Raw genomic sequence first — 25,256 nt, forward strand, 5'->3', positions numbered from 1 at the left:
GCAGAAGCGAAAAGGAGTCGGAGGCTGACCCCCGGCTCCTTTTTCTGTATGGATGGGATTTTTGTTTTGCAAGGCCAAATGCTTGTGCATGATTTGGAAATAGCAAAAAGGCTCCTGCTCTGCCAGAAACAGCAGAACAAGAACCTTTCATTGATAAAGCGATGCGGTCGAGAGGACTTGAACCTCCACGGTGTTGCCACCACTAGAACCTGAATCTAGCGCGTCTGCCAATTCCGCCACGACCGCGTATGAAAATGGTGGAGGCTGACGGGATCGAACCGCCGACCCTCTGCTTGTAAGGCAGATGCTCTCCCAGCTGAGCTAAGCCTCCACAATACCCCGACTTTTGCCGGGGCCCCAACAAGTTGTTGGGCTTCTAAGTGACCCGTAGGGGATTCGAACCCCTGTATGACAGCGTGAAAGGCTGCTGTGTTAAACCGCTTCACCAACGGGCCAAGATGGCGGATGGAGTGGGATTTGAACCCACGAGACGGGTCGACCCCGCCTACACGATTTCCAATCGTGCTCCTTCGGCCGCTCGGACATCCATCCATCTGTATCACTTGCCGAGCTGTACAGCTCAGGCAAGAATTAATCTATCATATCTAGCAAACGATTACAAGATATATTTTAAAATTTGTGGGAATTGCCTAAAGCAAGTTTCTCCCTCCGCCAATATGCTACCAGTAATCATCTATGTTGCGGAGTGATGACAGGTGGGCAGAAGACGACGGCGGGCAAGACGTATCCCTTGTTTGTACGGAAATTGGTGCGGGCCAGGCTGCTCTGGACCAGGCGCACCTATCGACGATATCGACCGTTGCTGCAAAAAACATGACTACTGCTACCAGAAGCGCGGCTACTTTTCGTGCAGCTGCGATCAGGAGCTGCTGCGCTGTTTGCAGGACAAGATCGATATGAGCACGGAAAAAGGCAGGATGGCTGCGATGATTTCCGCCTATTTTTCCCGATCGAAGTGTATTCCTGACGACATGAAGTAGCCTTTTTACGAATTGTCATTCTTATCATTCTTTATACAAAAAACGGTAACTACTTGGACATAATTCCGCCATATTTCCCGTGATTTTCCTTGGCTTTTTTTGGTACTCTATTGAATGTCCAAGGAGGTTACACGCCGTGGAAGTACACATATGCACCGACGCCCGTGCTGCACTGTCGCTTAAAAGAGAAGTGATCTGCCATGGGATTTCCTGCTTTTACGTCCGCAAGTTTGAAAATGATCAAGTAGAATTTGTATTCCTAGCGCTCTCGGAGCACCAAAAGAAGCTCTTATGCTATACGCTGCGAAATTACAGCTACGCCCTAACTTATCTAGCCTAATCATAGCCATACAGTCGCGATCATTTTCGTCCCCTGGAAAACAGGGGATTTTTTCATGCCCAAAAAGCACATGCCCAAGCGATGAGACGGGAAGAAGCTGCTCTTCCCGCCCCACCCAAGGCAACTTGCTGCCAAAATCCGGCTTCTCGGCTTCCGAACAGCGACGAGTCTGCTTTCGGTTCTTACAGCTTATGCTGTTCGATCTTGCCCAGCCGATGGATATCGTCGGCCGATACGGAGGACAGCGCATCCAAAAACTGAATCTGGAAGCTGCCCGGACCGTCTGCCGCCGATTTTTCCGCTGCTTTTTGCGCAGCCACACCGTATGCGACGAGCGCAGCAGCCCCAGCCGCCAACGTGTTTTCGGCAACAGCGGCAAAAGCCCCCATGACGGAAGTCAACAGGCAGCCTGTTCCCGTCACTTTGGTCAAGATCGGATGGCCGTTGTCGATGGCGTACACCGTACTGCCATCTGAAATGACATCCACCTTGCCCGTGATCGCCACTACCGTCTCCAGCTTCTCGGCAGCTGCTTTGGCAAGCGAAGCGACATCTCCGCCTGCCTCGCCTGCGTCCACGCCTTTAATCTCCCACGATTCCCCGATGACGTTGGCAATCTCCGCCGCATTTCCGCGAACCAGGGCGATATCTAGCTCGCGCACGATTTTTTGTGCCGTTTCGGTTCGATACGGGGTTGCTCCTGCGCCTACCGGATCGAACAAGACCGGAACGTGGTGCTGATTGGCCGATTTGCCCGCAATCAGCATCGCCTTTACTTCCCGCTCGCTCAAGGTGCCCATGTTCAGGACGAGTGATCCCGCGATTTTCGCCATGTCCGCCACTTCTTGCTTCGCATAGGCCATGACGGGAGATGCTCCGAGCGCGAGCAAGCCATTGGCTGTAAAGTTGGTCACGACAACGTTGGTGATGTTGTGCACAAGCGGATTGCGCTCCCGTACTTTTTCAAGCAGTTCACTGATCGCTTCAAGCTTCACGTTCGCCTTCCCTCTCTTTCCTATCTACAGAGCGGGGAACCATCTTGAACACTTCCACGATTTTCCCCAGCTCCGGATGATCCTGTCTTACTCCTATGATGATATAGGAATGATGCAAGACAGGCAATTCAGGCGAGCTGGCAACCACCTTCCAGAGCGTGTCCGTATCGTCCCGCACCTTTGCCAAAAAAGAAATGCGCCCCGCCCGCTGCTGCAAAATTTCAAAGTCCTCCAGCGTACCGCAAATCTTCAAACGTTCATCCGGATGCGCGATCCGGTTTTCCTCTACCCATTTTTCCTTCAATTCCTCGACTTTGAGCGATTTCCACCGATCAAGAAACTCCCAATCTTTGGAATGCGGGAAAATATGCTTCGTCTCTTCCAGGAAGGTGTTGTATTCTCCATGCAACTGATCGACGTATTCGTCCACATCTTCCGAGATGACGCGGATGGAATCCTCCCCGCAAGTGCGGATGTGATGGGCCAGAAACTTGAAGGACTCGATCATGTCAAAGTTCCCCCACCCCCAAGGCTGTTCGCCGAAAACTCCCCCCCGGGTTCGGCACTTTTGGCAGGTGAAGTAATAGTATGTAGCCATATTTGTTCCCCTATCTCCCCTATAATGTCTCCTTTTTGATATCGGTTGCACAAGCCATGCAATTTATGTTACATTCGAACCTATTTTGGAAAAATCAAAAGATGGCCCCCGCGCGACACCGGGAACCACCTCTTCTTATACCCCTTTGATTGCGATCAGCGGCTTGCATTTGGCTACGACAGACGCCAATTTTGCCCCGACGACGGAATCGATAATTTGATCCACGTCTTTGTAAGCTTGCGGGCATTCATCCAAAATCGCTGCGAGCGAGCGGTGATTGACCATGATTTCGTCATCCTGGCCCACCCGCAAGGCGCGCTCGAACTGATCAATCGTCACGATTTCTTTCGTAGCCTTGCGGGAGCGCACGCGTCCTGCGCCATGGCAGATCGAGTAAAAGTTTTTCGCTCCGCTGTCTGCCCCTACCATAATGTAGGAAGATGTTCCCATCGAGCCTGGGATCAGCGCCGGATGCCCGGTCTTTTTGTACGCCTTCGGATTTTGGAAGTGGCCTGCCGGAAGCGCCTTGGTCGCCCCTTTGCGGTGGATCAGCATCGGCGTGTTGCGGTGATACTCCTGAAGGGCGTAGTTGTGCATCAAATCATACAGCACCGGGGTCGAAAAATCTTTTCCCAGCACATCCTGAAAAGCCCGTTCCACGGAGTAGCCGATCAGATGGCGGTTCGTAACGGCGTAGTTCAACGCCGAGTACATCAGGTTCAAGTATCTTTGCCCTTCCGCCGTCTCGATTGGCGCGTAAACCAGATTCGGCTCCGGGTTCTCGATCCCCCATTTGAACATCGCTTCCTTGAAGCTTTTCGTGTAATCTCTTCCCAGCGTCGCTCCCCAGGCGCGGGAGCCGGAGTGGATCATGATCACGACTTGCCCGTCGAACAAGCCCCATTCTGTGGCGATCTCCCGGTTTTCTTCCGCGATTTCGATCGCCTGGATTTCAATGAAGTGATTTCCTCCCCCCAATGTTCCGAGCTGACCCCACGCCCGCTGCCACGACTTGGCCGGAATGTGTGCCAACGCCGCATGATCGAAGGCAAATGTATGCTTTTCCACGTGTGTAAGCGATCGGCTCACTTCTCCCGGCTCGCCTGTCGGCTTCGCCAAATAAGCAGCCGGCAGTCCGTTCAGTCCATGCTTTACGACTTCCTCGATCGAAATGTCTGTAAAGTCCGTTTGTCCGCGCTCAGAGGTCGGCACGTACGCTTCTATCGCCTCGATCAGCTTCCGCTTCAAATTTTTGTCCTGCAAGTCGTCCCGGTGCAGCGGCGTCATATGCACACGCATGCCGCAGCCGATATCCGAACCGACAATCGACGGTGACACAAATCCGTCGTGCATATTCCAGACCGCAGTCGTCCCAATGCATGTTCCAATTCCGACATGGGCATCCGGCGTGTAAGAAAAATACACATTGCGCGGGATGCGCAGATTGTGCTCTGCCATCTCGTATACGCGTTCCCCAAAGCTGGCAAACACTTCATCGTTGGCAAACACATGCACGGAGCCAGAGCCGAGCTGAACCTCCCGATGGTGCTGTCCGTGGTTTATCGTCTTCATAATCGTGTTCTCCTCTCTTCCTTCCAGCGGGCAAGCTTTGCGTGCCCTTCCTTCTCTCTGTCGTTATCTTCGCTCATTTTTGCATGGATGAACATGGCAAAAGTATTACGACTTGACTTTGGCTCTTGCTCTTTCGTAATATGAGGACTAATTTGGAAAAAATGGCACGGATAAGGATGAATGTAAATGGCTAGAGAAGGCTTTGACAAAGAAATGCAGCTGCTCAGGCTGATGTTTTTGACCGCAGGCGCCTACAATCGGCAACAGTTGGCGCAAAGACTGGGCATCTCCGTACACACGCTGGATAAAACGGTGAAAAAGCTCAAGGAAATCCAGTCCACGATCTACCAGTACGTGACGGATGAGGAGAAGAAAGGTTACTACACACAGTTGCGCTACAACCACTTCGCTGTCACCGACAATTTCCTGATGTTTCTCTATCACGCCAAATCGTTGAAAGAGTCGGAAGTGGAGCGGCTTTCCCGCCTCTTGGAGCAACTCAGCCAACAGCCGTGCTCTACAAAAGAGCTGCTGGATTGTTTTCTCTCCACGCCAACTGGCGAAGTTCCGGATGAAAAAACATTGCGGCAAGATTTGAAATACTTGGAAGAACTCGGCGTCATCCAAAAAAGCGGGGAAGCCCGTCCGTTCGTCTATTCCTTCGCGCAAGACCTGTGGAACTGCCTGACAGAAGACGAGCTATTGGACTTGCACGACTTCATCGACATCATGGCAAACACGCAACTGCCTGCTGTGCCCGGCTACTTTTTGCGCCACAAGACACAACGCTTCCTGGACAGACGCCTGCAACGCGAGGATTGGCAAGCCTTTTTGTTCAAATATCACTTCGTTTCCCGCATTCTTGACGAGCAGCAGGCGCTGATTCTCGCCGCTGCGATCACCAAGCAGCAAATGGTTGAATTTTGCTATTTCACGCCCAAGCGCAGCAAATTTTACGATTCGCAAAATACGAATCCGGCCTTCCAGCGCGATTCGTCAGGAAAGCCGCAAAACGTGTACCCGTTGCGGGTCATTTTTGACCATCAGTACGGGCGCTGGTATTTGCTCGCGCAGGAAAGCGAAAATGGCCCGCTGAAAAAATACCGCGTGGAAGGAATGACCCAGCTCGCTCTCGGCAAACAAGCCCATCCTGACGCTTTTGCCCGCATGCGGGAGCGCGTAGACAAGCAAATCCAGACGAGTTGGCTCATCGACACAGGAGATCCCGTGACGATCAGGCTGCGCTTCTTCCACCCCAAGCACACGCCGCATTCTTTCATCAAGGAAAGAGTCGAGGCGCAAGGTCAGTGGGGCAGCATCACGGAAGAAACCAGGGACAACTTCGTGTACGAGATCACAGTCAACGGCACGCAGGAGATCACGCCCTGGATTCGCAGCTTCGGTTCCAGTTGCGAAGTGCTTGCACCAGCTTTTTTGCGCAGGCAGTTTCAAAAAGAATGGGAGGAGCTGCTCGCTTACTATGAATCTGTTTGATAAAATACACAACTACCAGCTTGTTGCGCGGCTGGACGAAGCGGGCCTGTATCCGGTGACGTCGCACGAGAAAGCGTGGCTTGCCATGATGCTTGCCCACCCGGCCGCCGCCCACTTTTTTGCAGCCGATACTTTGCAAAAGCTCCAGCAACTGACCGCCACGCACGAACGATCGGCCGATCAAGCATCGTTTGTGGAAAAAGCGGGCGCGTCCACCAAGCAAGTCTGGCATCCGCTCATCCGCAAGCTGCGCCGCATCATTCTCGGCAAAAATCACATTTTGGTTCATAGCGCTACCCGAAAAGGCCCGGCTTTCCGCAAGCAGCGCGGCGTCCCGTACAAGCTGGAGTATTCCCTGGTCAAAAAAGACTGGTATCTGATCTGGTTGACAGTCGATTCCAATCAACTGCTTACCACGCCACTCTCGCTCATCCAGTCCATCAAGGAAATCTACATCGAGGACGAGTGGTACGACAGCTTTTTGCCTGTCATTGCCGGAAAACTGGCGGCGCGCAAAAAATCGGCGAAAATCTTGGTCGTGCGCCGCTACAATAACGAGCTGCAACGCATCTTGTACGCCTTTTCCTGCTTTGACAAAGACGTCGCCTACGACCCGGACACACATGAATACACGATCACCTTGCGCTTTTTGCAGGACGAGCAAGAATTTATTTTGTCCCGGCTGCGCTTTCTCGGCTTGCGGGTCAAAGTGGTCGAGAACGATCAGCTGAAAAAGCGCATGGCTGAGTCAGCCGCGAACGCTTTGGCGCGATACGTTCCTCCCCTCCACTAATTTCCTAAGCAAAATCAGGAAAAAATGCCCTACTGGCAGGTTGCTTTTCCCTTTATCATTGTCCAAAGAGCAACTGACAATCGATGACCAGAGGTAGACATCATGAAACGAACAAGCAAAACAGCGTCCCTGCTCGGCGCGCTGACTGTATGTTTCGCTGTGGCCGCTTTCACGGAGCCGGCACAAGCAGCGCAAGCAAAAGTCGTTGCGACCTCCCTGAACGTCCGCAGCGAACCAGCTTTGCAGTCGTCCGTCGTTGCGACGCTGAAGTACGGTACATCCGTGACCATCTCGGACGAATCGCATGGCTGGGTGAAAATCAACTACCAGGGCACGAGCGGCTGGGTTGCCGGCTATTACTTGCAAAAAGGCGCGGCTGGCACCGCCTCCTCCCCTGCGAAAAGCTCAGGCACATCCGTGCAAGCCCCAGCAACTTCTGGCAGCAAAAAAACAGGCTTCGTGACAGCCGATGCGCTGCGCATGCGCAAAGGTCCCGGACTTACGCATGACATTTTGCACGTGCTGTCCGCAGGCACGCAAGTAGAGATCGTCAACAGGCAAGCAGACTGGCTCCAGGCCAGAACCGCCGATGGCAAAACAGGCTGGGTATCGTCGAGTTACATCCAGGAAGGAAAAAGCAGTCCAGCCACTAGCAAGAGCAACAAGTCAGGCGGACTGCGGGGCAAAGTCATCGTGCTTGATCCGGGGCACGGCGGAAGCGATGTAGGAACGCTCGGAACGAAGTGGAACACCGAAGAGAAGACGCTGAACCAGAAAACTACGGCGCTGTTGGCGAGCAAGCTGCGGCAGCGCGGGGCGCAGGTCATTTTGACGCGGACGAGCGATGCGGAAAAGCCTTCGCTCTCGCAGCGGGTGGCGATCAGCGAGGCGCGGGGAGCAGACGCCTTCGTCAGCATCCACTACAATTCTTCGACCAAGCCAAACAGCGGCACCTTGACCTTTTTTTATGCGCAAAACAAAGACTACGACCTCGCCCGCAGCATCGAATCGCGCCTGGCAAGCGGCATAGGCTTGAAAAGCAACGGCATCTCCTACGGCGACTACCACGTCCTGCGGGAAAACGACAGGCCGTCCGTGCTCGTGGAGCTGGGCTTTTTATCGAATCCAAAAGACGAAGCGCTCGTTCGCACGTCCTCGTACCAGGAAAAAGCCGCGCAAGCCATCGCGGATGGACTCGCCGACTACTTCGGAGGTTGAGCATAAGGCTGTATGTTGTAGGAGAACAGCTTCCGCTCGAATTTGCCTTTGGCGCCGATCAGCTGGTACCACGTTTCCCCGATCAACAGATCCGTGGCGAAATCTTTTTCCAGAAGCTGCGTAATCCGGTTAATCGCTGCTTGCTCGTGATCGGCGGCCGACTTGCAAGATAACGCCAGCACAAAATACGGCTGGTCGTCCTCCATCTCCAGCATTTGCAAGTAGGCCGTGCCGTCGTGCTTGAGGTTAAACGCATCGATGACACGAGCCAAGCCTTGCCGCGGCTGAACCTTGAACTTCCCGGCTTCCTTCCAGCACGTAATCAGCGAATCGTACAAGGAAAACGTCAGGATGAAATGGCGGCTGTAGTCACTAGGATCAAACGCTTTTGGCCCCGCTCCCTTTTCTTTTGCCGGGATGACCACGAACGCTTTGTAGTTGCCAAAAAAACGATCGCTCATTGCTCCCCCGTCCTTTCCGTCAAAACTCTCGTAAGGGTTAGTATCCACTACTTCGCCATATAGTTATGTACGTAGAAATGGCAAAAGGCCAAGTCGACAGCTAACCCGACTTGGCCTTTTGCGCGCATGTGTATAGGCATGTTTTTCAACTGGATTACTCATTTTCATTGGTGCGTCACAGAGACGTTGCCATGAGCGTGCGCCTCTTCCTCTACGGCGATTCCTGTTCCGGATTTGACCGTCCAGGTAATCACTTGGCTGGAAATGACTACAGCTAAAATGGTGTACAGCATCTCTTTCATCGGCACATACCAGAACGACAGGCACAAAACCATCACGTCCAGCAACAAGAAAATCGTACCGATGGACAATCCCGTATACTTGCTGAGCAACAGGGACAAAATGTCGTCGCCGCCCGTCGCTGCTCCGTAGCGCAAAACCAGTCCCGTGCCGAGTCCGGTCAATACGCCTGACAGTACAGAAGCCAGGGGCATCATTCTGCTCATGTCCATGACAATCGGGGAATACTGCTCAAACAGCTCGTAAAACCCGGTAAAAGCCAAAGAGGCAAAAATCGTATCCCAGATGAATTGTCGCCCTCTCACTAACCAGGCAACCAAAAACAGCGGGATATCCAACAGCAGCACCATTAACGCTGGCGACAGGTCAAAGACGTATTTGGCCAACAGGCCCAAACCAACAAAGCCACCTTCAGACAAATGGTTCTGAAAGTTAATGTGATAATACGCAAATGCCAGCAAACAAGCTCCAAACAAAATCATACCGTAACGTTGAACAAATTGCAGCGCTCTCCTCATCATCGATTCCTCGCATTTTTGTCGGTTTTGGCACAGACGACCAACCGACTACGGAGGAACATCGCAAGTATAAGTCGCTACTCATACAAAGGGCCTCGCTTTCGTAGTAGATTGGTCGTCCAAGTGACGATCGACTACTACGAAGCTAGATGTAGGAGAGGTCAAAACGTTTCCAGATCGTCCTATGGGGACGCATGGTATCCTGATCCCTTCCATTGCTTTTCTTATATTATAGCATAAAAAAGGGAAAAAGACGACTCGAACCGTCTTTTCCCCTTCCTAAAAGCGAAACGCCTTGCTTTTGATCTCCAGCGGAATGCCTGCCGTGAGCAGGAAAACCTGATCGGCTGCCGCCGCCATGCGCTGGTTCATCAGGCCCGCCAAATCGCGGAACATGCGTCCCAGCGGATACTCCGGAACCAGCCCGTCTCCGACTTCATTCGTAACGAACAAAATCGTTCCGGGAAAATGTTGCAGCGCTGCAATCAGCTCATCTACCTGTGCAAGCGTGCGTTCCACTGCCTGCTCCTGTTCGTGGCGGATCAGCCAGTTGGACAGCCAGACGATCAGGCAATCAACCAGCACGACTGCCTGATTTTGCTTGAACTCGTCTCGCTGCTGCAACGAGCGAATCACGTCAGTGAGTGCATAAGGCTCCTCGACTGTCTCCCACAGAAAGCCGCTTTGCTGTCTTCGCGCGCGATGCCTTGCGATCCGCTCGCGCATCTCCTCGTCAAAAGCTTGCGCGGTGGCGATATAGACGCCTGCTTTTCCCAGATGAGCCGCATATTTTTCCGCAAACGTGCTCTTGCCGCTGCGCGCACCGCCTGTCACAAGTACGATCATTCCAACGTCTCCTTACGCCCGGGATTGCAGCATGATTTGCGGCAAATGATGGACAGGGTGCTCCATGACGATCGGTCTTGTCCCGTACACCGCTTCAATCTTGTCCGTTTGCAGCATGTCTTGCGGCGTTCCTACCCCAATCTGCACTCCTTTGTGCAGCATCAGGATGCGGTCGCAGTAGAGCGACGCCAGATTCAAGTCGTGCAGAACTGCCACGACGGTCACTTGCGTCGTCTTTTGCCACTTGCGGACAATATCCATCAGTTGAATCTGGTAACCGATATCGAGGTACGTAGTCGGTTCGTCCAGCAGCAGCAGTTGCGGTTTTTGCACGAGCGCCTTGCCCAAAGCCACGCGCTGCTTCTCCCCGCCGCTCAGCTGATCCAGCGTGCGCTCCGCCAGCGGCACAAGCCCCAGCAGCTGCATGATTTCCTCGATCAGCGGCGTGACGTCATCCTTTTCCTCACCGAGCCAGTTTTGATAAGGGAAGCGTCCCATCTCCAGCACTTCGCGGACACGGAAACCGACAGGAGGCAGCCCTTCCTGTTCCAGTACGGCGAGAACACGAGCCAGCTCTTTGCGCGTATAGCGGGCAAGCGGCTTGTCAGCGAGCGTAATCTCTCCCGCATCAGGGGCAATGACGCTGGAGATCATTTTCAGCAGCGTCGATTTGCCGCTGCCATTCGGACCGATGATGCCGAAAAACTCGCCCCGCTTCACGTCAAAATCGATTTCTGTTAAAACCGATACATCCTGGTAAGCTTTTTGCAAACCTCGTACGTGGATCATCGTAGCTACCTCCTTCCGGTTCGTTTGTTTTGCTTCAACAAATAGGCGAAAAACGGCGCTCCCAAAAACGCGGTCACGACGCCGAGCGGGATTTCCGTAGGAACGAGCAGCATCCGCGCCAGCGTATCCGCCCACAGGACGTAGATGCCGCCGCCAATCGCCGACATCGGCAGCAGGATGCGATGATCCGGCCCGACCAGCATCCGCACCAGATGCGGTACGACGAGGCCAACGAAGCCGATGATCCCTGAGATCGAAACCGCTGCCGCCGTCAACAAAGTCGATACGAGCAAAATAATGAGCTTCGTCTTGTCGACATTGACGCCCAGATGCGCCGCCTGACGCTCACCCAGGGCAAACAGGTTCAAGGAGCGGGCATAGCCAACCAGCACGATTACGCCGATCAGCACATACGGAATCAGCACATACGTAAAAGCCCAGCCGCGAAACGACAAGCTGCCCATCAGCCAAAAGACGATTTCGTTCACCGTCTGGTTCGACAAGGACACCATAAAAGAGACGAGCGAACCGAGAAACGCCTGAATGACGACCCCGGATAAAATGAGCGTCTCTGTTTGCAGCTTGCCCTGCGTCTTCGCCAGCGACAGTACAATCCACAGACTGCACAGCCCCGTCAAAAAGGCGACCACAGGCGTGCTCCATTCCCCGAGAAAAGCGAATTGCAAGCCAAACAGGATCAGAAAAGCGGCACCGACAGCAGCTCCGGATGCCACTCCCATCGTAAACGGGTCTGCGAGCGGATTGCGCAGCACCCCTTGAAATCCGGCGCCCGCAAGCGACAGGCAAGCCCCTACCAGAATCGCCAGGATGACGCGGGGAAAGCGCACTTTCATCACGATTTGCTCGGACGAATCCGGCCATGTCACGGCAACCAAGTCCGACATGCCGGGGAGCTGATGCAACAAGATCAGCCATACTTGCGAAAGCGGAAGCGATGCCGCTCCCATCGAAATGCTGACTACCGCCGATGCCAGCAGAATCAGACTGCTGGCTCCTCCCCATAAAAGCAACTGCTTCTTCATTTTATTTCACCAGATCAGGGTAAATCGCTTTGGCTACCTCGATCAAACCTTGGGTAATCCGCGGTCCCGGGCGCGAAAGCAAATTTTGCTCCATCCCGAAAATCTGCTTGTCGCGGATCGCCTTCATCTTGTCCCAACCGTTGCGGTTCGCAATGATGTCCTCCAGCTTTTTCCCTGTCTTGTCGTCCGTAATGCCTTTTGCATACAAAATGACGTCAGGATCGCTTTTTAAAATCTTTTCTTCGCTGATCGGGTTCCACCCTTGGGTATCAGCGGCAATGTTTGTCGCGCCTGCCAGTGAGATCAGCTCATCCAGAAATTCCCCTTTGCCTACCGTCCAGCCCGGCGAAAATTCCAGGTACACTTTTTTCTTGTCTTCCGGCTTCACCGCTTTGACCGCTTCCTGCACGCGCGCGATGTCCTGCTTCATGCTTGCGACTACTTTTTCCGCCTGCTCCTGTCTGTTTGTAATGACACCCATCGCCAAAATGTTGTCAAATATCTCATCCATTTTTTGCGGGTGAGTCACGTAAACAGGCATGCCTAACGTTTTCAGCTTCGCAGCGACAGGCTCATCCATCGAGATTCCGCCGATGACCAGATCAGGCGACTGGGCGAGAATCGCCTCTTCGCTCGGCTTGACGACACCGCCCACTTTCGGCTTCGTGGCAGCTTCTGCCGGATAATCGTCGTAGTCGGACACCCCGACGATCCGGTCGTTCAGGCCGAGTGCGAACAAAATCTCCGTTTCACCTGGAGAGGTGGAGACAATCCGCTGCGGCTCTTTTTGCAAGGTCACTTCTTTTCCCGTCGAATCTTTGACCGTCAGCGGGTAGACAGTGGCTTTGGCCGTTGTTTCCTGTGGTGTTGTCTGTGGCGCCTCTGTCTTTGGAGCAGGGGCTGTTTGCGTGTTGCCATTGCCTGTGCAGCCGACCAAGCTTGCAGCAATGACCAGGGGCATGAGCAGTTTCCACGAACGTTTCATATGTATAACTTCCTTTCTGGGCAACTGGTTGATTCTTAGCATAGAAAAACCCCTTCGCTTCCAGCGGGAAACAAAAGGGTCGACTTGCCAGGACGATCTGGTCACGCCAAAAAGTCCTGAACGGGCCGAACCTTTCCGCGAAGGCGCAGGCACATCATGCAAACAGGCAGGTCTCCTGGCTTGCGGCTTGCGACAGCCGCTTTACAGTGGCGGGACCGCGCCGGATTTGCACCGGCTTCCCTTTTCACCTCGCCCATGACAGACGAGGCACCTGCTTGCTGTATTCAGTTGTTTGTACCTGCAAGCTAAGACTCACCCACCATCATAGCATTCCTTGGCCAAAAAAAGAATGCGTCATTTTGCAGCAAAACGCAGGTCCAGGCTACCCGTCAACCTGCAGCAGCCACTAGCCTTTTGCCTAACCGACGAAAATTACTGCTTGCGCTTGTGCAAGTAATCGATAATTCCCATCGCGCACACCTGCAAATCCAGTCGCAGGACGTTCATCACTTCATGCTGCTCGGCAATGCCGCGCGCTTGCAGATGCTGGCTGACAAGAGCGAACAGCCTGTCCCCCAATTGCTCCGTGCCAAGCCCGGCGGAAACGGCCGCCTCGCCTTCTGCCACGAATACGGGAAGCCACTCTGCCACTTGCCGATAGACGTCCTCCACTTCTTCCGTCATGCCAAAATGCCCGAAGTAGATACGCTGGAGTTCGCGCTTGCGAAAACGCTCGATAGACGCAAGCATCGCCTGCGGATCGAACTGGTTTGGAGACGTGGACGGCAAAACGAAATGCAATCCGTCTTTTTGGAGTTGCGGATAAAAAACGCCCGCTGTATCACCTGTGAACATGCCGCGGCTAACCGGATCGTAAATGCTGAAATGATGGTTCGCATGGCCGGGCGAATCCAAAAATTCAAGGACACAGTTCGGCCCGATCGGCAAGGTGTCTCCGTCTTTTCGCACCAAGATTCGCTCCTCGGGAATCGCCACAATCGGATCGAACAGGCGGTTGAAATCGTCCTGGTAAACGGCTTTCGCTCCCGCAATCAAGCGACTCGGGTCCACCAGATGGCGCGCTCCTTTTGGATGCACCACGATTTTGGCCTGCGGGCATTCGCGCAAAAACAAGCCTGCCCCACCCGCGTGATCCAGATGAATGTGCGTCACGATGATGTATTTGACTTGCTCCGGCGAAAAGCCGAGCTTGTGCAATCCTGCCACAATGTACGGTACGGACGGGCTTGGCCCTGTCTCGACAAGCGTCAATTGTTCCTCTGCTATTACATACGTTCCCGTCCGCTCCGCCCAGCCCATGTCAAAGCCGTCAATCAGATGGATGCGGTGCCCCAAGGAAATCGGTTCAGTAGGTTGCATCGATTTTTCTCCCCCTGCCAACTTGATATCGTGTGAATATTTCCACTTTACCATTGATCGTGCCCGGATTCGAGAGGGCTTTGCCGTTTCTTGGCTGGTTACGGGCGGGAAGCGATGCGCGCTACTTCGCCATTCGTCATTTGTACCAGTTGCTTTGGCGTCAGCGAAAAAACAGCGTTCGGATGCCCGGCAGCCGCCCAGATGACTTCGAAGCGAAGCAAATCCTCATCAATCCACGTCTCAATCGGTTCCAGATGTCCGACGGGCGAGACACCGCCGATGACAAATCCGGTTTTTTCGCGCACAAAATCGGCATCTGCTTTTCCCGGCTTCTCCTGCATCCATTGCGCGAGCAGCTTTTCGTCAATCCGGTTTGTGCCGCTTGCCACGACCAGAACAGGCTTGTCCGTCGTCTTCCGGCGAAAAATGATCGACTTGGCAATTTGCGCGACCTCGCATCCGATCGCTTGCGCTGCCTCCGCTGCTGTGCGGGTGCTGTCCGGCAGTTCGACCACCTGATTGTCATACCCCAATTGTTGCAATCTCGCTTGCACTTTCTGCGCGCTTTCTTTTAATCGCTGCATTAGTTTTGCTCCTTTCCTTTTACACGTTTTCGTTAAATGAACGACAGGTATGGTTATAGCTAAGGCTCTGCGTAATACATCACGACCTGAATGACGGCTTGCTTTTCGCCTTCATTGCTGTACTGATGGGGAACGTTTCCGGCAAAACGGATGCCGTCACCTTCCGACATGCGAAACAGCTCGTCCTTGATTTTCAGGCAAAACTCGCCCGCGCTGACGGTAATGTACTCGTAGACGCCTTCATTGTGTGGAGCCGACGAGTAGCTTGCCCCCGGGTCAAGCTCGATGCGAAACATTTCCAGCTTGGTCATCGGATCAAAAGGAAACTGCAAATACGCCCGGCACAAGCCGTTGTCTTCGATGATGGGCGACACGTCTGCGATTGACACAAAAGAAACGGCACTGTCCGGCGCCTTCAACAGCGATGAGAACGACACTTGCAGACCTGTTGCCATTTTCCACAAGGTCGTCACCGTCGGCTGGGAATCGCCGCGCTCAATCTGGTGCAACATGCCTTTGCTTACGCCTGTCAGCTCCGCTACTTTATCGAGGCTCAAGCCCCGCTTTTTGCGAATCGTCTCCAAGTTTGCTCCAATGATCGTCTGTATTGATTCCACCAGAGTGCTCCTCTCTTTGCATTTTGTATCAGATAATGAACAATTATATAACATAACAAACACAAAGAAAAATAGCGCCCAAACAAAAAACTCCCCCGAACCGCCAAAAGCATGCGCGGTTCAGGGGAAGTTTTTCGCTAGTCATTAGGCTTGTGTGTAAATGACGACAGCGTCGCGCAGGAATGCTGCCAGGCCAGGCTGCTCCTTGTCGTAGTAAGCCGTAAATCTCGGATCATCGACATACATCTGAGCCACGCCTGCGTGCGCCTCCTTGCTGTAGCTGTCCCAGTAAAAGCTGAGCCACTGGCGATGCAAATCGGCTGCCTGCTGGGCCAGCTCGCTGCCCGGATCGCCGCTGGCAAACGCTTGCTTCAGCGTCGCGTGCAGCTTTTCGTTCAATTGCTCGACTTGCGCATACTCTTCCTCGCTCATCTCTTTGATTTTCCGATTGGCACGCTCTACTCGCTCGTCGCCGTACTTGGCCCGGATTTCTTCGCCGTACTGCTGCTCGTTGTCGTGAATCAACTGCTGTTTGAAGCCTTCGAATTTCTGTTTGTCTGTCATTGTTTTCGTCCCCTCTCGCTGCGCCAAAGTCAGATCGACATTCGCAATCAGCCGATCCAGCTGCGCCCGTTTTTCCAACAGCTTCTCCCGGTGCTCCCGCAGTGCCCGCTCCGCATCAAAGGTGGGAGAACTCATGATTTCCTTGATCTCCTCCAGGCTGACACCAAGCTCGCGGTAAAACAAAATTTGCTGCAACCGATCCACTTCTGCCTGCCCGTAAATACGATACCCGGATGAATTGATTCTCGCCGGCTTGAGAAGGTCAATCTCATCGTAGTAACGCAATGTCCGGGTGCTGACACCTGCCAGGAGACCCAGCTTTTGCACGGTATATTCCATCTTGTATCCCTCCTGACAAATTCATCGTACACATTTACGCACCGGCAAAGTCAACAGTAGTAGCAGCAGGAAAATAATGTTATTGTAAAAGCAAGCCATTGTGAAAAGGGGGAATGTCTTTTGCTCTATTTTCTCATCGCAGTAGCAGCCACCTTCATCGCGGCCTTCTTTTTTACAGGGTCTGTCAGCTTGCGGGCCAGAGACAAGCACGCCGTCCACCACTACAGCGACGACGCCTATGCTCACCAGACGATGCATCATTTGCAACAGCACAACAACAATCCGTTTTGAATGCATGAAAAAAGCTGCCCAGACCAATGTGTCCGGGCAGCTTGCTTTTTTCTAACAATTACAGAGCTTGAAACGTATCTGTCAGTACAGGAACGATTTGCTTCTTGCGGGATACAACGCCTTTGAGCACCGCTTTGTTGTCTGCGAGCGTAACGTTGTACGCTTTTTCTACTGCCTCGGTTGCTTTGCCGAGCGCCAGCGCAACGGAATCGTTGTTCAAGATGTCTGTCACCACGAAGACGAACAGGTCCAGACCTTTTTCCGCAATGATCGCGGAGATCGCTGCTTCCAGCTCGCTTTGGCGGGCCAGTACATCGTTGACGTCCACGGCGTTTACTTGGGCGATTTCCACTTTCGCGCTACCCATTTGAAATTCTTTTGCATCCAAAGAGAGCAGTTGAGCGATTGTTTTGTCGCTCAGGTCAGCGCCTGCTTTCAGCATTTCCAGGCCGTATGCTTGCAAGTCCACGCCTGCGATCTCAGCCAGTTCGTGAGCTGCCGCAACATCTTGCGCGGTGCAGGTAGGGGATTTCAGCAGCAACGTGTCGGAAATGATCGCAGACAGCATCAGGCCCGCGATTTCTTTCGGGATGTCCACGCCGTTTTCCTTGTACATTTTTTTCAAAATCGTAGTCGTGCAACCGACAGGCTCTGCACGGAAGTACAGCGGGTTGCTCGTTTCGAAGTTCGCAATGCGATGATGGTCAATTACCTCGACTACTTGCACCTGCTCGATGTCGTTTGCGCTTTGTTGACGTTCATTGTGGTCGACGAGAATGACTTCGTTGACTTCATTTCCTACTGTTTCCACGAGACGCGGCTCTTTTACCTGGAAGTAGTTCAAGACGAACGCTGTCTCGCTGCTGATGACACCGAGGCGAACCGGCTCTACATTGTCGCCGAGCTTGGTTTTCAGATCAGCGTAAACGAGCGCCGAGCAAATGGAATCCGTATCTGGATTTTTATGACCGAAGATTAGCTTTTTTTCCATCATCCATACTCCTTAGTCGTATATTGGCGTCAAAATTATACCATGGAATAGCGGATATTCCCAAGGAAAATTCCAGAAGCCGACCTTTGTTTGCAAACAAAGATCGGCTTCCGGCGCCGCAACAAACTTAGTCGTCCCACTCCATGCTCAATATGTCGCCTGTGGTGGCCGATATTTCCAGCTCCGCTTCCTGGCGGTTAGAGGTACGGACTTCCACCTCGTACACGTACTGTCCATCGTCTTCATCCAGCTTGATTTTCTTGATGCTTCCGTTCACTTTGGACAAGGCGATCTTTTGAGCTGTCTCTGCGGTGATCTTCACCAGCTGCTGCTTGCGGGCCGGATCATGCTCGCGCCACGCCTGCCCGGTTACGGCATCGACGTACACATCGGTCTCCTTCCAGTTTTGGACGATTTCCGCTTTGTACACGAGCGCCGTTCCCGCGCGATCCAGCTTCCACTCCTTGATCACTCCGGGTTGGACGCCGAGCGCGATTTTTTGTGCCTGCTCGGAAGTAAGGCGTACTTGCTTCGCCCAGTCTGCCGGGACATCTTCATCTACTTCCAAAAAGACGGGCATAGCCTGCTGATTCGGCTGAGGAACGTGCTGATGCGTCTTCGCCAAGGCTGTGACGCTAAAACTTCCTACGAGCATGATACCTGCTGCTAACATGACGATTTTTTTCATGGAAATTCTCTCCTTTTTCTCTGCTGTCTTCATGCTACAAGACGCAGATGAGCGAACAGAGAGAAGAAGATTAAAATTTGCTGAGAACGGACTTAATCCTCCCACATGATCGACAAAACCTGTCCCGTCAGCGGATCGATGCTTACTTTCACTTCCCGGCTTTCGGCGGTTTTGATCTCTACCTCGTAGACGGTTGCGCCGTTTTTATGCTCTACTTCGATGCTGTCAAACGTCCCGGCCACTTGTTGCAGCGCGATTTGTTTGGCCCGATCGAGTGAGATTCCGCTTTTGGCAAGCTCGTTGTTCGCAGGTGGTGCAGGAGGGGTTTCCTTGCTTTCGTCCACGGGCTGCACGGTCTTGTCCGGGGGTGTCTGCTTTTTCGCCAGAGGGGTAATCCGTATCACCCGTCCCGTCTCGGCGTCCGCGACAACCTGGTACGTTCCCGTTTCATTTTCCACTGTCCCGACATATACCTCTCTGCCTGCCTCCCCGGTCTTCTCCAAAGCGGAAATGACTTTGCCGTAGCGAGCGGATAGAGACTCCTCCACTTCCCCGATCGTGCGCCCTGCTTCCGGCTCTCCTCCAGCAATCCGGGAGAGGGCGAAAACAGCTGCCGCTGCGAAGAGCAGGGCCAAGAGCCACCACACACGTCTTTGTTTCAAGCGTTCTCCCCCGCTTTCTCTTGGGCTGCTTTGGGCAACGTCACCGTAAAACGGCTGCCTGCCCCGACTTCACTCTGGACATCCAGCCCGCCGTTGTGCACATCGATAATGCGCTTGGCAATGGACAGACCCAGTCCTGTGCCGCCTGTATCTCTTGCCCGCGCTTTGTCCACGCGGTAAAAGCGGTCGAAAATATGGACAAGGTCTTCTTCCGGTATGCCCACTCCCTGGTCGATCACAGACAAGCTCACCGTGTCCCGCTGTTCGGCGATCTCGATTCGAATAGCCTTTTGGCTGTAGGTCAGCGCATTGTCGAGCAAAATCACCAGCAGCTGCTTGAGCCTTGACTCGTCAGCGAGCGCGTACACCGCTGCGCTTTGCGCCTCGACGCGGATTTCCTGCTCGTAGGTGCGCCTCATCCATTTGCTCGTCTCTTCGCATAGCTCGACCACGTCTACTGCCCGCATATCCAGATTGGCTTCCTCGTCCGGGTTCGCCAGCATCAGCATTTGCCGCGTCAGCTTTTTCATCCGCACCGCTTCGGAATAGATCGCCTCGACAGACTCTTCCAACAGCTCCGGCTTGTTCATCCCCCATCGTTTCAGCATGGTCGCATATCCTTCGATCACGGTGAGCGGGGTCTTCAACTCGTGGGACGCATCGAGGACGAACTGCTGCTGCTTCGTGAAATGCAGCTGGAGAATGTCCATCATTTTGTTGAACGTATCCCCCATCTGGTACAGCTCGTCGTTGGATTTGACTGGCAGCTCCAGCTTTTTGAACTGGCCTTTTTTCTGGATTTCTTCCATCGTGCGAATCAGGGAGCGGATCGGCTCCACGATGAGTTTTGCGAGCATCCGGCCGGCAAGAAACGACGGCAGCAAGACGACGAGCGAAGCGACCAGCAGCACGATGAGCAATGTTTGCATCGTTTCCTGTACGTGCGACAAGCCCGTGGTTACTTCCAGAGACATGACGCTGCCGTCACCCGCAATCATCGGCACCTGGCCGACAGCATGCAGCACGCCAGCCTTTTCCACAACCTGGTACGTTTCTTGCGCACTGTATACAGGTCGCCAGTTGGCATAGTCCACATCTTTCGTCGCTGTCACTACCGGATGCGACTGTTGATTCACGATACGGATCATCTCAATCGGCGCCAAATACGCTTGCAAAAGCTCAGTCGCATCTGCCTGACTGCCTGCTTCATGCAGCCGCTGCGCGATTTTTTCGCTCTGCAGTTGAAGCCGCTCCAATTCCAGCCCGGTCATTTGCTTGTAAAAAAGCCAGTAGATCGAGGTGTTGATAATACACAGCACGAGCACGAGCCACACGGTTGAAAACAGATGAATTTTGCTGCGAATCGTCATCCCTTCTACTCCTTCAGCGAATACCCGATTCCCCGCACCGTCGAGATGAGCGGAGGATGAGCAGGATCGTCCAGCTTTTTGCGCAAATAACGGATGTACACATCGACGATATTCGTATCGCCGTAGTAGTCGTAGCCCCACACTTCGTTCAAAATTTGCTCCCGGCCGAGTACCTGGTTGACATGCCGCACCAGATAGACGAGCAGATCGAACTCTCGCGGCGTCAGCTCCACTGGCGATTCGCCGCGCATGACGAGCCGTTTCTTCTCGTCGACAAACAAATCGCCCACGCGCAGCGGCGCCTCTTCCTCTTCTTTTTTTCGCGCCCCAGCCATGCGCAAGCACGCGCGAATCCGGGCAAGCAGCTCCTCGATGGCAAACGGCTTCGTGATGTAATCATTCGCCCCCAAATCCAGTCCGCTGACTTTGTCGGGCAGCGAGTCTCTGGCGGTCACCAAAATGACCGGAGTCAAGGTGTCTGACGTGCGAATCCGCCGCAGCACCTCCATCCCGCTCAGTCGCGGGATCATCACGTCCAAAAGGACCAAATCCCACGCTGCGCTTTTGAAACAGTCCAATCCGGCTGCTCCATCCTCTGCGACCGTCACTTCATATCCTTCGTATTCCAGCTCCAGCTTCAGCAGGCGGGCAATTTTCTTTTCATCTTCAATCAGCAAAATGTTGGCCTGACTCATGCTAACGACTTCCTTTCGCTGCCGCGGGACACGGCATGCCATACGCAATCTGATACCGTAGATTAAACCATAAAAGCCTCGCGCAGTGCGGGTTTTTTTCCAGAGATTTTTCGAACATGACGTGCGGGCGATTGCCAGCGAGTGCGAGCTACATACAACACGAGCGCGAAAAGTGGCTTGCCCGCCATGCCCTTTCCCGCCGGAAAATCGCCCAAAATGCGGAAATGGCGACTTTGCCTGCCGTTCTGCGCGAATCGTATAATAGAGCCATCGAGAACAAGAAGGAGAAACGATTTTCGTTGGAATTACCCAATTGGAAAGCCATCTTTTTTTGAACGTACCTGATCGTGACCATGCAAGCGGTCGTCACATCGATGATTACGCTGGAAGTGACCAACCCAGCGCGTGTGCAAGTAGCCGCACCGCTGAACCAAGCGTCCGGATCGGCGCCTAGCGAATGGTCGCCTAATCGGAAATAAACGCGATAAACGAATAAAAAGGCCCGGACCTTTGGCACATCCAGAAAGTCCGGGCCTTTTTCTGTCACGAACGAAAATAACCTCGCCGCCGAAACGAATGAGTCTGTCGTGCGAAAAATCGAAGTACATCCTTATGACCCGCGTTGGGCTGCACAATTTGCCAAGGAGGCCGAACTGCTGCGGAATGTGTTTCAAGACAATCTCGTCACCATCCACCATATCGGCAGCACAGCTGTTCCTGGTCTGAAAGCCAAACCGATTATCGACATGCTGCACCCCGCAGGCTACGTCAAAGGAAAACATGATCTGGCACTGTCCTTGGAACCAAAAGCAATGGCCTCAGAAAGAGCGCAGCCAAACATCAAAAGAACACCTCGCCCAAAGCAGGAGCGAAGGTGTTCTTTTGTAAGTGCCTCTCGTGCATACATGATGCGTTTGCCGAGTGGCTGGCGTCTACACGCAAATCAGCGAGGCCAGGTCGCGCGGATAGTACGTCAGCATCTCGATGCCGTCTGCCGTAACGGCCACTGTGTCCGAATGGCGGAATCCGCCCAGGCCGCGCACGTATATTCCCGGCTCTACGGTCAACACCATGCCTGGCTGAATGATCGTATGGTCGCCCAGGTCAAAAAACGGCGCTTCATGACCGAGCAGCCCGATCGCATGTCCTGTATGGTGTGCGGTCAGATGCTGAATATTTTTTTCTTTAAAATAGGCTTGCACAGCTTCTTCCACCTGCGACATCGGAATACCCGGCTTGATGTGTTGAAAAGCGACGTCCTGGGCTTCCAGCATGTATTGAAAATACGTTTCCTGCTCTTTGCTCGCTTCCTGGACAAACATCGTCCGCTCCAGCTCGCTGTGGTAGCCCCACACTTCTCCTGCCGCTCCCGTGACGAGCGTATCGCCTTTTTTCAGAACGAGATTTTGCGTCACGGCGTGCGGGAAAGCCGACATCGCGCCTACCTGTCCGCGGAAAATCGCGTAAGCCGTGTTGCCGTGCGGCTTGTAATCCGGTCCCAACGTCTCGATCATCGCCATCGTCGCCTCGGAGCTGGCGCGAGTCGTAATCTCGATCTCGCTTAATCCCGGCTTCGAATACTTTTGCAGCAAGCGGTGGGCGAGGTTGCCCCAGCGGCACGATTCCTTGATCAGCTCGATTTCCGCTGGCGATTTGACCACGCGCATTTCTTCCACGACACCGTATATCGACGCAAACGACTCTGCTTCCAAAAACTGACTCACCTTCGGCCCGCGATACCCCATCGAAGAGCCGTAACCATCTGCGTCAAACCCTACGCGTTTTCCCGCAAATCCAGCTTCTACGAGCGCGTCCTTGAAATACTCCATCGGGTGGCGCAGTCCGGGGTATTCCGGATACGAGTGCACCTTGTCGACGCAGGCAAACTCTTCTGCGTGCTCATGCTCCAGGGCAGGAACGAACAGATGGGTTTCCTGATTCGGTGCGATGAAAAAGCCGATCGGCCGTTCTGTCGGGTGGAAATGAAAGCCCGTCAAATAAAAAATATCGGTGACTCCAAACAAGATCGCGCAGTCGAGCTGCTTCTCCTGGACTTTGGCAAAAAACGTTTGCTGGCGCTGCAAAATTTCGGCTTTGGAAATCGCGAGTAACATGAACATCTCCTCTTTTCTGGCAAAATGGGATTTACGCGTACAGGTGGCAGGCGACGATGTGCTCGCCCAGATCGACGACGGGCGGCTTTTCCGTCCGGCAAACCTCCATGCACGCGGGACAGCGCGGGTGAAACGTGCAGCCTTGCGGCGGATCGAGCGGGCTTGGCACATCGCCGCTGAGGATGATCCGCTCTCTCGTATCGTCTGGATGCGTGATCGGAACGGCAGACAAAAGCGCCTGTGTGTACGGATGCTTCGGTTCTTGGAACAGCTTTTCCGTCTGCGCCTGTTCTACCAGCTTGCCAAGGTACATGACTCCGACCCGGTCCGTGATGTGGCGAACCACACCCAGATCGTGGGAAATAAAAATGTAGGTCAAATGAAACTCGCGCTGCAATTGCAGCAGCAGATTGATCACCTGCGACTGGATCGATACATCCAGCGCAGATACTGGCTCATCCGCCACAATCAGGTCAGGCTGGAGGATGACCGCCTTGGCGATCCCGATTCGCTGGCGCTGTCCGCCGGAAAATTCGTGCGGATACGAATGCAGATGATAGTCAGACAAGCCGACAATTCTTAAAATCTCGCTCGCCTTTTTCACGCGTTCGTCCGGGCTGTACAGGCCGTGCACCCGCAGCGGCTCGGTTAAAATTTGCAAGATCGTTTTCTTCGGGTTGAGCGAAGCGTACGGGTCCTGGAAGACCATCTGCATCCTCCGGCGGAGGCGGCGCATCCTTTCATACGGCAATCGCGCGACATTTTCCCCGGCAAACCAGATTTCGCCCGCATTCGCCTCTTGCAGCCGCAAAATCGCCCGGCCCGTCGTCGATTTGCCGCATCCGCTCTCCCCTACCAGCCCGTACGTCTCGCCGCGATACACTGTGAACGAGACGTCATCGACCGCTTTCACCTGCTGCTTGGGCGAAAACCAGCCCTTTTTCAACTCATAATATTTTTTCAGATGCTTGACTTCCAAAAGCGGCTCAGGTCGCATGGGCCACCTCCTCCAATGCAGTCTCCTCCTCGCCCGCATACAGCCAGCAGCGACATGACTGCCTCGGCAAAGCCACAAGTGGCGGCCTGTCATGACGGCACCGTTCCATCGCCTGCGAGCAGCGCGGCGCGAAGGTGCAGCCTTGCCCGACCTCATCTGGGCGCGGGACGCTTCCCGGGATCGATTTCAGCTCCCCCTTGCGCTCGTTGGCATTTGGCATCGAGGCCAGCAAGCCTTGTGTGTACGGGTGGCGCGGCTGGTCAAAAATCGTCCGCACCTCCGCACTCTCTACCACCTGCCCGCCGTACATGACGACAACCCGGTCGCACATCTCCGCGACGACGCCGAGGTCATGCGTGATGAGCAGCATCGCCATTTGCTGCTTTTGCTTGATCTCCTTCATCAGCTGCAAAATTTGCGCCTGAATCGTCACATCCAGAGCAGTCGTCGGCTCGTCGGCGATCAAAAGCTTGGGCTGGCACAGCATCGCCAGCGAAATCATGACGCGCTGACGCATCCCGCCCGACAACTGATGCGGATACTCGTCGATGATTTGCCCGGCGCGGGGAATCCCTACCGATTGCAGCATTTCCACCATTTTTTCGCGGATTTGCCGTTTCGTCAGACTTGTGTGCTGCCTGAGCGGTTCCGCCATCTGCTGTCCGATCGTAAACACCGGATTGAGCGAAGTCATCGGCTCCTGAAAAATCATCGACATCTCATTTCCGCGCAGCTTGCGCATCTGCTTTTCGGGGAGATGGGTAATATCGCGCCCGGCAAAATGGATCGTGCCCCCCACAATCGCCGCGGCCGGCTTGGGGAGCAGCCCCATCACCGACAGCGATGTAACGCTCTTGCCGCAGCCTGATTCGCCGACAAGCCCCACCGTTTCCCCTGCATATACGGTCAAATCCACGCCGTTCACCGCTTTGACGACGCCATGGCCGCTGCGAAAATGGGTTTGAAGCTGTCGCACCTCCAAAATCGGGGAACGATTGCCCATGCTGCTCA

The 25,256-nt window shown here is 53.9% G+C and carries 27 protein-coding genes, 4 tRNA genes, 1 pseudogene and 1 riboswitch; of the genes and pseudogenes, 7 read left to right on the forward strand and 25 right to left on the reverse strand.

Translation table 11 applies throughout. From position 1 onward, the window contains the following. Positions 1–162: 162 nt before the first annotated feature. From NST23_RS18135 to NST23_RS18150, 4 genes are all read right to left on the reverse strand, one after another. Positions 163–246, reverse strand: a tRNA-Leu gene (locus tag NST23_RS18135). Positions 247–255: 9 nt separating this feature from the next. Further along, a tRNA-Val gene (locus tag NST23_RS18140) sits at positions 256–331 on the reverse strand. Between the two features lie 50 nt (positions 332–381). Next, positions 382–455: transfer RNA gene (locus tag NST23_RS18145), tRNA-Glu, on the reverse strand. A 4-nt stretch (positions 456–459) separates the two neighbouring features. After that, positions 460–552 (reverse strand) — tRNA-Ser (locus tag NST23_RS18150). 164 nt (positions 553–716) lie between these two features. Between NST23_RS18150 and NST23_RS18155 the strand changes: the two genes are divergently transcribed. Next, positions 717–1,001, forward strand: coding sequence for a phospholipase A2 family protein (locus tag NST23_RS18155; RefSeq protein ID WP_063229741.1), 285 nt, complete (start codon positions 717–719; stop codon positions 999–1,001). Positions 1,002–1,523: 522 nt separating this feature from the next. On the opposite strand, the gene thiM is transcribed toward NST23_RS18155, so the two are convergent. From thiM to NST23_RS18170, 3 genes are all read right to left on the reverse strand, one after another. Continuing rightward, a complete protein-coding gene (gene thiM, locus NST23_RS18160) occupies positions 1,524–2,336 on the reverse strand; it encodes a hydroxyethylthiazole kinase (RefSeq protein ID WP_122964916.1) in 813 nt (270 codons plus the stop codon). Next, positions 2,326–2,844, reverse strand: a complete 519-nt coding sequence (locus tag NST23_RS18165; RefSeq protein WP_229049707.1) for a hypothetical protein — start codon at positions 2,842–2,844, stop codon at positions 2,326–2,328. The genes thiM and NST23_RS18165 overlap by 11 nt, the downstream gene beginning before the upstream one ends. Positions 2,845–3,069: 225 nt before the next feature. After that, positions 3,070–4,506 carry an RtcB family protein gene (locus NST23_RS18170; RefSeq protein WP_340964200.1) on the reverse strand — a complete coding sequence of 479 codons (1,437 nt, stop codon included), beginning with the start codon at positions 4,504–4,506 and terminating at the stop codon, positions 3,070–3,072. A gap of 186 nt (positions 4,507–4,692) precedes the next feature. Between NST23_RS18170 and NST23_RS18175 the strand changes: the two genes are divergently transcribed. The 3 genes from NST23_RS18175 (at position 4,693) to NST23_RS18185 (ending at position 8,011) form a co-directional block, all read left to right on the forward strand. After that, entirely contained in the window at positions 4,693–6,000 is a 1,308-nt protein-coding gene (locus NST23_RS18175; RefSeq protein WP_122964913.1) for a helix-turn-helix transcriptional regulator, read from the forward strand. Further along, positions 5,987–6,793: a WYL domain-containing protein gene (locus NST23_RS18180; RefSeq protein WP_122964912.1), complete on the forward strand. Its 807-nt coding sequence runs from the start codon at positions 5,987–5,989 to the stop codon at positions 6,791–6,793. The genes NST23_RS18175 and NST23_RS18180 overlap by 14 nt, the downstream gene beginning before the upstream one ends. 102 nt (positions 6,794–6,895) lie before the next feature. Next, positions 6,896–8,011, forward strand: coding sequence for an N-acetylmuramoyl-L-alanine amidase (locus tag NST23_RS18185; RefSeq protein ID WP_340964202.1), 1,116 nt, complete (start codon positions 6,896–6,898; stop codon positions 8,009–8,011). On the opposite strand, the gene NST23_RS18190 is transcribed toward NST23_RS18185, so the two are convergent. The 10 genes from NST23_RS18190 to NST23_RS18235 all read right to left on the reverse strand — a co-directional run bounded on the left by NST23_RS18190 (position 7,996) and on the right by NST23_RS18235 (position 16,437). After that, complete coding sequence (locus tag NST23_RS18190; RefSeq protein WP_122964910.1) at positions 7,996–8,472, reverse strand: hypothetical protein; 477 nt, start codon at positions 8,470–8,472, stop codon at positions 7,996–7,998. The genes NST23_RS18185 and NST23_RS18190 overlap by 16 nt on opposite strands. 164 nt (positions 8,473–8,636) lie before the next feature. After that, positions 8,637–9,293: a YitT family protein gene (locus NST23_RS18195; RefSeq protein ID WP_122964909.1), complete on the reverse strand. Its 657-nt coding sequence runs from the start codon at positions 9,291–9,293 to the stop codon at positions 8,637–8,639. Positions 9,294–9,569: 276 nt separating this feature from the next. After that, complete coding sequence (cobU, locus tag NST23_RS18200) at positions 9,570–10,136, reverse strand: bifunctional adenosylcobinamide kinase/adenosylcobinamide-phosphate guanylyltransferase (RefSeq protein WP_173596992.1); 567 nt, start codon at positions 10,134–10,136, stop codon at positions 9,570–9,572. A 12-nt stretch (positions 10,137–10,148) separates the two neighbouring features. Then, positions 10,149–10,925 (reverse strand): ABC transporter ATP-binding protein, encoded by a 777-nt coding sequence (locus NST23_RS18205; protein ID WP_173596991.1) that lies wholly within the window; start codon positions 10,923–10,925, stop codon positions 10,149–10,151. A gap of 5 nt (positions 10,926–10,930) precedes the next feature. Further along, the gene (locus tag NST23_RS18210) at positions 10,931–11,968 is read right to left on the reverse strand and encodes a FecCD family ABC transporter permease (RefSeq protein WP_063229754.1); all 1,038 of its coding nucleotides are present in this window, start codon (positions 11,966–11,968) and stop codon (positions 10,931–10,933) included. 1 nt (position 11,969) lies between these two features. After that, the gene (locus NST23_RS18215) at positions 11,970–12,953 is read right to left on the reverse strand and encodes an ABC transporter substrate-binding protein (protein WP_173596990.1); all 984 of its coding nucleotides are present in this window, start codon (positions 12,951–12,953) and stop codon (positions 11,970–11,972) included. A 148-nt stretch (positions 12,954–13,101) separates the two neighbouring features. Next, positions 13,102–13,243, reverse strand: a riboswitch (cobalamin riboswitch). 142 nt (positions 13,244–13,385) lie between these two features. Continuing rightward, positions 13,386–14,333, reverse strand: coding sequence for an MBL fold metallo-hydrolase (locus NST23_RS18220; RefSeq protein ID WP_122964905.1), 948 nt, complete (start codon positions 14,331–14,333; stop codon positions 13,386–13,388). Between the two features lie 98 nt (positions 14,334–14,431). Continuing rightward, a complete protein-coding gene (locus tag NST23_RS18225; protein ID WP_173596989.1) occupies positions 14,432–14,917 on the reverse strand; it encodes a YbaK/EbsC family protein in 486 nt (161 codons plus the stop codon). A gap of 59 nt (positions 14,918–14,976) precedes the next feature. After that, positions 14,977–15,534 (reverse strand): helix-turn-helix domain-containing protein, encoded by a 558-nt coding sequence (locus NST23_RS18230; protein ID WP_173596988.1) that lies wholly within the window; start codon positions 15,532–15,534, stop codon positions 14,977–14,979. Between the two features lie 144 nt (positions 15,535–15,678). Next, positions 15,679–16,437 (reverse strand): MerR family transcriptional regulator, encoded by a 759-nt coding sequence (locus NST23_RS18235; protein ID WP_122964902.1) that lies wholly within the window; start codon positions 16,435–16,437, stop codon positions 15,679–15,681. Positions 16,438–16,557: 120 nt separating this feature from the next. Between NST23_RS18235 and NST23_RS18240 the strand changes: the two genes are divergently transcribed. Beyond that, a complete protein-coding gene (locus NST23_RS18240; protein WP_173599317.1) occupies positions 16,558–16,728 on the forward strand; it encodes a hypothetical protein in 171 nt (56 codons plus the stop codon). A gap of 58 nt (positions 16,729–16,786) precedes the next feature. Here NST23_RS18240 and NST23_RS18245 read toward each other — a convergent pair whose 3' ends face one another. From NST23_RS18245 to NST23_RS18265, 5 genes are all read right to left on the reverse strand, one after another. After that, positions 16,787–17,719, reverse strand: coding sequence for a manganese-dependent inorganic pyrophosphatase (locus NST23_RS18245; RefSeq protein WP_122964901.1), 933 nt, complete (start codon positions 17,717–17,719; stop codon positions 16,787–16,789). A 127-nt stretch (positions 17,720–17,846) separates the two neighbouring features. Next, a complete protein-coding gene (locus NST23_RS18250; protein WP_217022970.1) occupies positions 17,847–18,407 on the reverse strand; it encodes a PepSY domain-containing protein in 561 nt (186 codons plus the stop codon). Positions 18,408–18,499: 92 nt separating this feature from the next. Continuing rightward, a complete protein-coding gene (locus NST23_RS18255; protein WP_122964899.1) occupies positions 18,500–19,069 on the reverse strand; it encodes a PepSY domain-containing protein in 570 nt (189 codons plus the stop codon). Beyond that, positions 19,066–20,439: a sensor histidine kinase gene (locus tag NST23_RS18260; RefSeq protein WP_340964204.1), complete on the reverse strand. Its 1,374-nt coding sequence runs from the start codon at positions 20,437–20,439 to the stop codon at positions 19,066–19,068. The genes NST23_RS18255 and NST23_RS18260 overlap by 4 nt, the downstream gene beginning before the upstream one ends. A gap of 5 nt (positions 20,440–20,444) precedes the next feature. Further along, the gene (locus NST23_RS18265; RefSeq protein ID WP_122964897.1) at positions 20,445–21,134 is read right to left on the reverse strand and encodes a response regulator transcription factor; all 690 of its coding nucleotides are present in this window, start codon (positions 21,132–21,134) and stop codon (positions 20,445–20,447) included. Between the two features lie 347 nt (positions 21,135–21,481). Here NST23_RS18265 and NST23_RS18270 point away from each other — a divergent pair, with 347 nt between their 5' ends. Together NST23_RS18270 and NST23_RS18275 are read left to right on the forward strand one after the other, a co-directional pair. Next, positions 21,482–21,613: a hypothetical protein gene (locus NST23_RS18270; RefSeq protein WP_255679103.1), complete on the forward strand. Its 132-nt coding sequence runs from the start codon at positions 21,482–21,484 to the stop codon at positions 21,611–21,613. Positions 21,614–21,721: 108 nt separating this feature from the next. Beyond that, positions 21,722–21,880, forward strand: a pseudogene (locus tag NST23_RS18275) (GrpB family protein); the annotation flags it as partial. A 186-nt stretch (positions 21,881–22,066) separates the two neighbouring features. On the opposite strand, the gene NST23_RS18280 reads toward NST23_RS18275, so the two are convergent. From NST23_RS18280 to NST23_RS18290, 3 genes are read right to left on the reverse strand one after another with little or no spacing between them, the layout of a single operon-like run. Continuing rightward, the gene (locus NST23_RS18280) at positions 22,067–23,248 is read right to left on the reverse strand and encodes a M24 family metallopeptidase (protein WP_217022974.1); all 1,182 of its coding nucleotides are present in this window, start codon (positions 23,246–23,248) and stop codon (positions 22,067–22,069) included. 31 nt (positions 23,249–23,279) lie between these two features. After that, positions 23,280–24,245 (reverse strand): ABC transporter ATP-binding protein, encoded by a 966-nt coding sequence (locus NST23_RS18285; protein WP_340964207.1) that lies wholly within the window; start codon positions 24,243–24,245, stop codon positions 23,280–23,282. Then, positions 24,235–25,248 (reverse strand): ABC transporter ATP-binding protein, encoded by a 1,014-nt coding sequence (locus NST23_RS18290; protein WP_287101981.1) that lies wholly within the window; start codon positions 25,246–25,248, stop codon positions 24,235–24,237. Before NST23_RS18290 ends, NST23_RS18285 begins: the two co-directional genes overlap by 11 nt. Positions 25,249–25,256 lie beyond the last annotated feature (8 nt).

Origin of the sequence: Brevibacillus sp. FSL K6-0770 (assembly GCF_038000275.1) — a bacterium.
Classification (GTDB): domain Bacteria; phylum Bacillota; class Bacilli; order Brevibacillales; family Brevibacillaceae; genus Brevibacillus; species Brevibacillus parabrevis.

Excerpts from the sequence above, each read along its gene's own strand:
- NST23_RS18210 (WP_063229754.1), bottom strand. The coding sequence starts at position 11,968 with ATGAAGAAGCAGTTGCTTTTATGGGGAGGAGCCAGCAGTCTGATTCTG.
- NST23_RS18185 (WP_340964202.1), top strand. The coding sequence starts at position 6,896 with ATGAAACGAACAAGCAAAACAGCGTCCCTGCTCGGCGCGCTGACTGTA.
- NST23_RS18290 (WP_287101981.1), bottom strand. The coding sequence starts at position 25,248 with ATGGGCAATCGTTCCCCGATTTTGGAGGTGCGACAGCTTCAAACCCAT.
- NST23_RS18215 (WP_173596990.1), bottom strand. The coding sequence starts at position 12,953 with ATGAAACGTTCGTGGAAACTGCTCATGCCCCTGGTCATTGCTGCAAGC.
- NST23_RS18190 (WP_122964910.1), bottom strand. The coding sequence starts at position 8,472 with ATGAGCGATCGTTTTTTTGGCAACTACAAAGCGTTCGTGGTCATCCCG.
- NST23_RS18170 (WP_340964200.1), bottom strand. The coding sequence starts at position 4,506 with ATGAAGACGATAAACCACGGACAGCACCATCGGGAGGTTCAGCTCGGC.
- NST23_RS18180 (WP_122964912.1), top strand. The coding sequence starts at position 5,987 with ATGAATCTGTTTGATAAAATACACAACTACCAGCTTGTTGCGCGGCTG.
- NST23_RS18205 (WP_173596991.1), bottom strand. The coding sequence starts at position 10,925 with ATGATCCACGTACGAGGTTTGCAAAAAGCTTACCAGGATGTATCGGTT.
- NST23_RS18250 (WP_217022970.1), bottom strand. The coding sequence starts at position 18,407 with ATGAAAAAAATCGTCATGTTAGCAGCAGGTATCATGCTCGTAGGAAGT.
- NST23_RS18220 (WP_122964905.1), bottom strand. The coding sequence starts at position 14,333 with ATGCAACCTACTGAACCGATTTCCTTGGGGCACCGCATCCATCTGATT.
- NST23_RS18235 (WP_122964902.1), bottom strand. The coding sequence starts at position 16,437 with ATGGAATATACCGTGCAAAAGCTGGGTCTCCTGGCAGGTGTCAGCACC.
- cobU (WP_173596992.1), bottom strand. The coding sequence starts at position 10,136 with ATGATCGTACTTGTGACAGGCGGTGCGCGCAGCGGCAAGAGCACGTTT.
- NST23_RS18265 (WP_122964897.1), bottom strand. The coding sequence starts at position 21,134 with ATGAGTCAGGCCAACATTTTGCTGATTGAAGATGAAAAGAAAATTGCC.
- NST23_RS18165 (WP_229049707.1), bottom strand. The coding sequence starts at position 2,844 with ATGATCGAGTCCTTCAAGTTTCTGGCCCATCACATCCGCACTTGCGGG.
- NST23_RS18245 (WP_122964901.1), bottom strand. The coding sequence starts at position 17,719 with ATGGAAAAAAAGCTAATCTTCGGTCATAAAAATCCAGATACGGATTCC.
- NST23_RS18225 (WP_173596989.1), bottom strand. The coding sequence starts at position 14,917 with ATGCAGCGATTAAAAGAAAGCGCGCAGAAAGTGCAAGCGAGATTGCAA.
- NST23_RS18260 (WP_340964204.1), bottom strand. The coding sequence starts at position 20,439 with ATGACGATTCGCAGCAAAATTCATCTGTTTTCAACCGTGTGGCTCGTG.
- NST23_RS18195 (WP_122964909.1), bottom strand. The coding sequence starts at position 9,293 with ATGATGAGGAGAGCGCTGCAATTTGTTCAACGTTACGGTATGATTTTG.
- NST23_RS18175 (WP_122964913.1), top strand. The coding sequence starts at position 4,693 with ATGGCTAGAGAAGGCTTTGACAAAGAAATGCAGCTGCTCAGGCTGATG.
- NST23_RS18280 (WP_217022974.1), bottom strand. The coding sequence starts at position 23,248 with ATGTTACTCGCGATTTCCAAAGCCGAAATTTTGCAGCGCCAGCAAACG.
- NST23_RS18285 (WP_340964207.1), bottom strand. The coding sequence starts at position 24,245 with ATGCGACCTGAGCCGCTTTTGGAAGTCAAGCATCTGAAAAAATATTAT.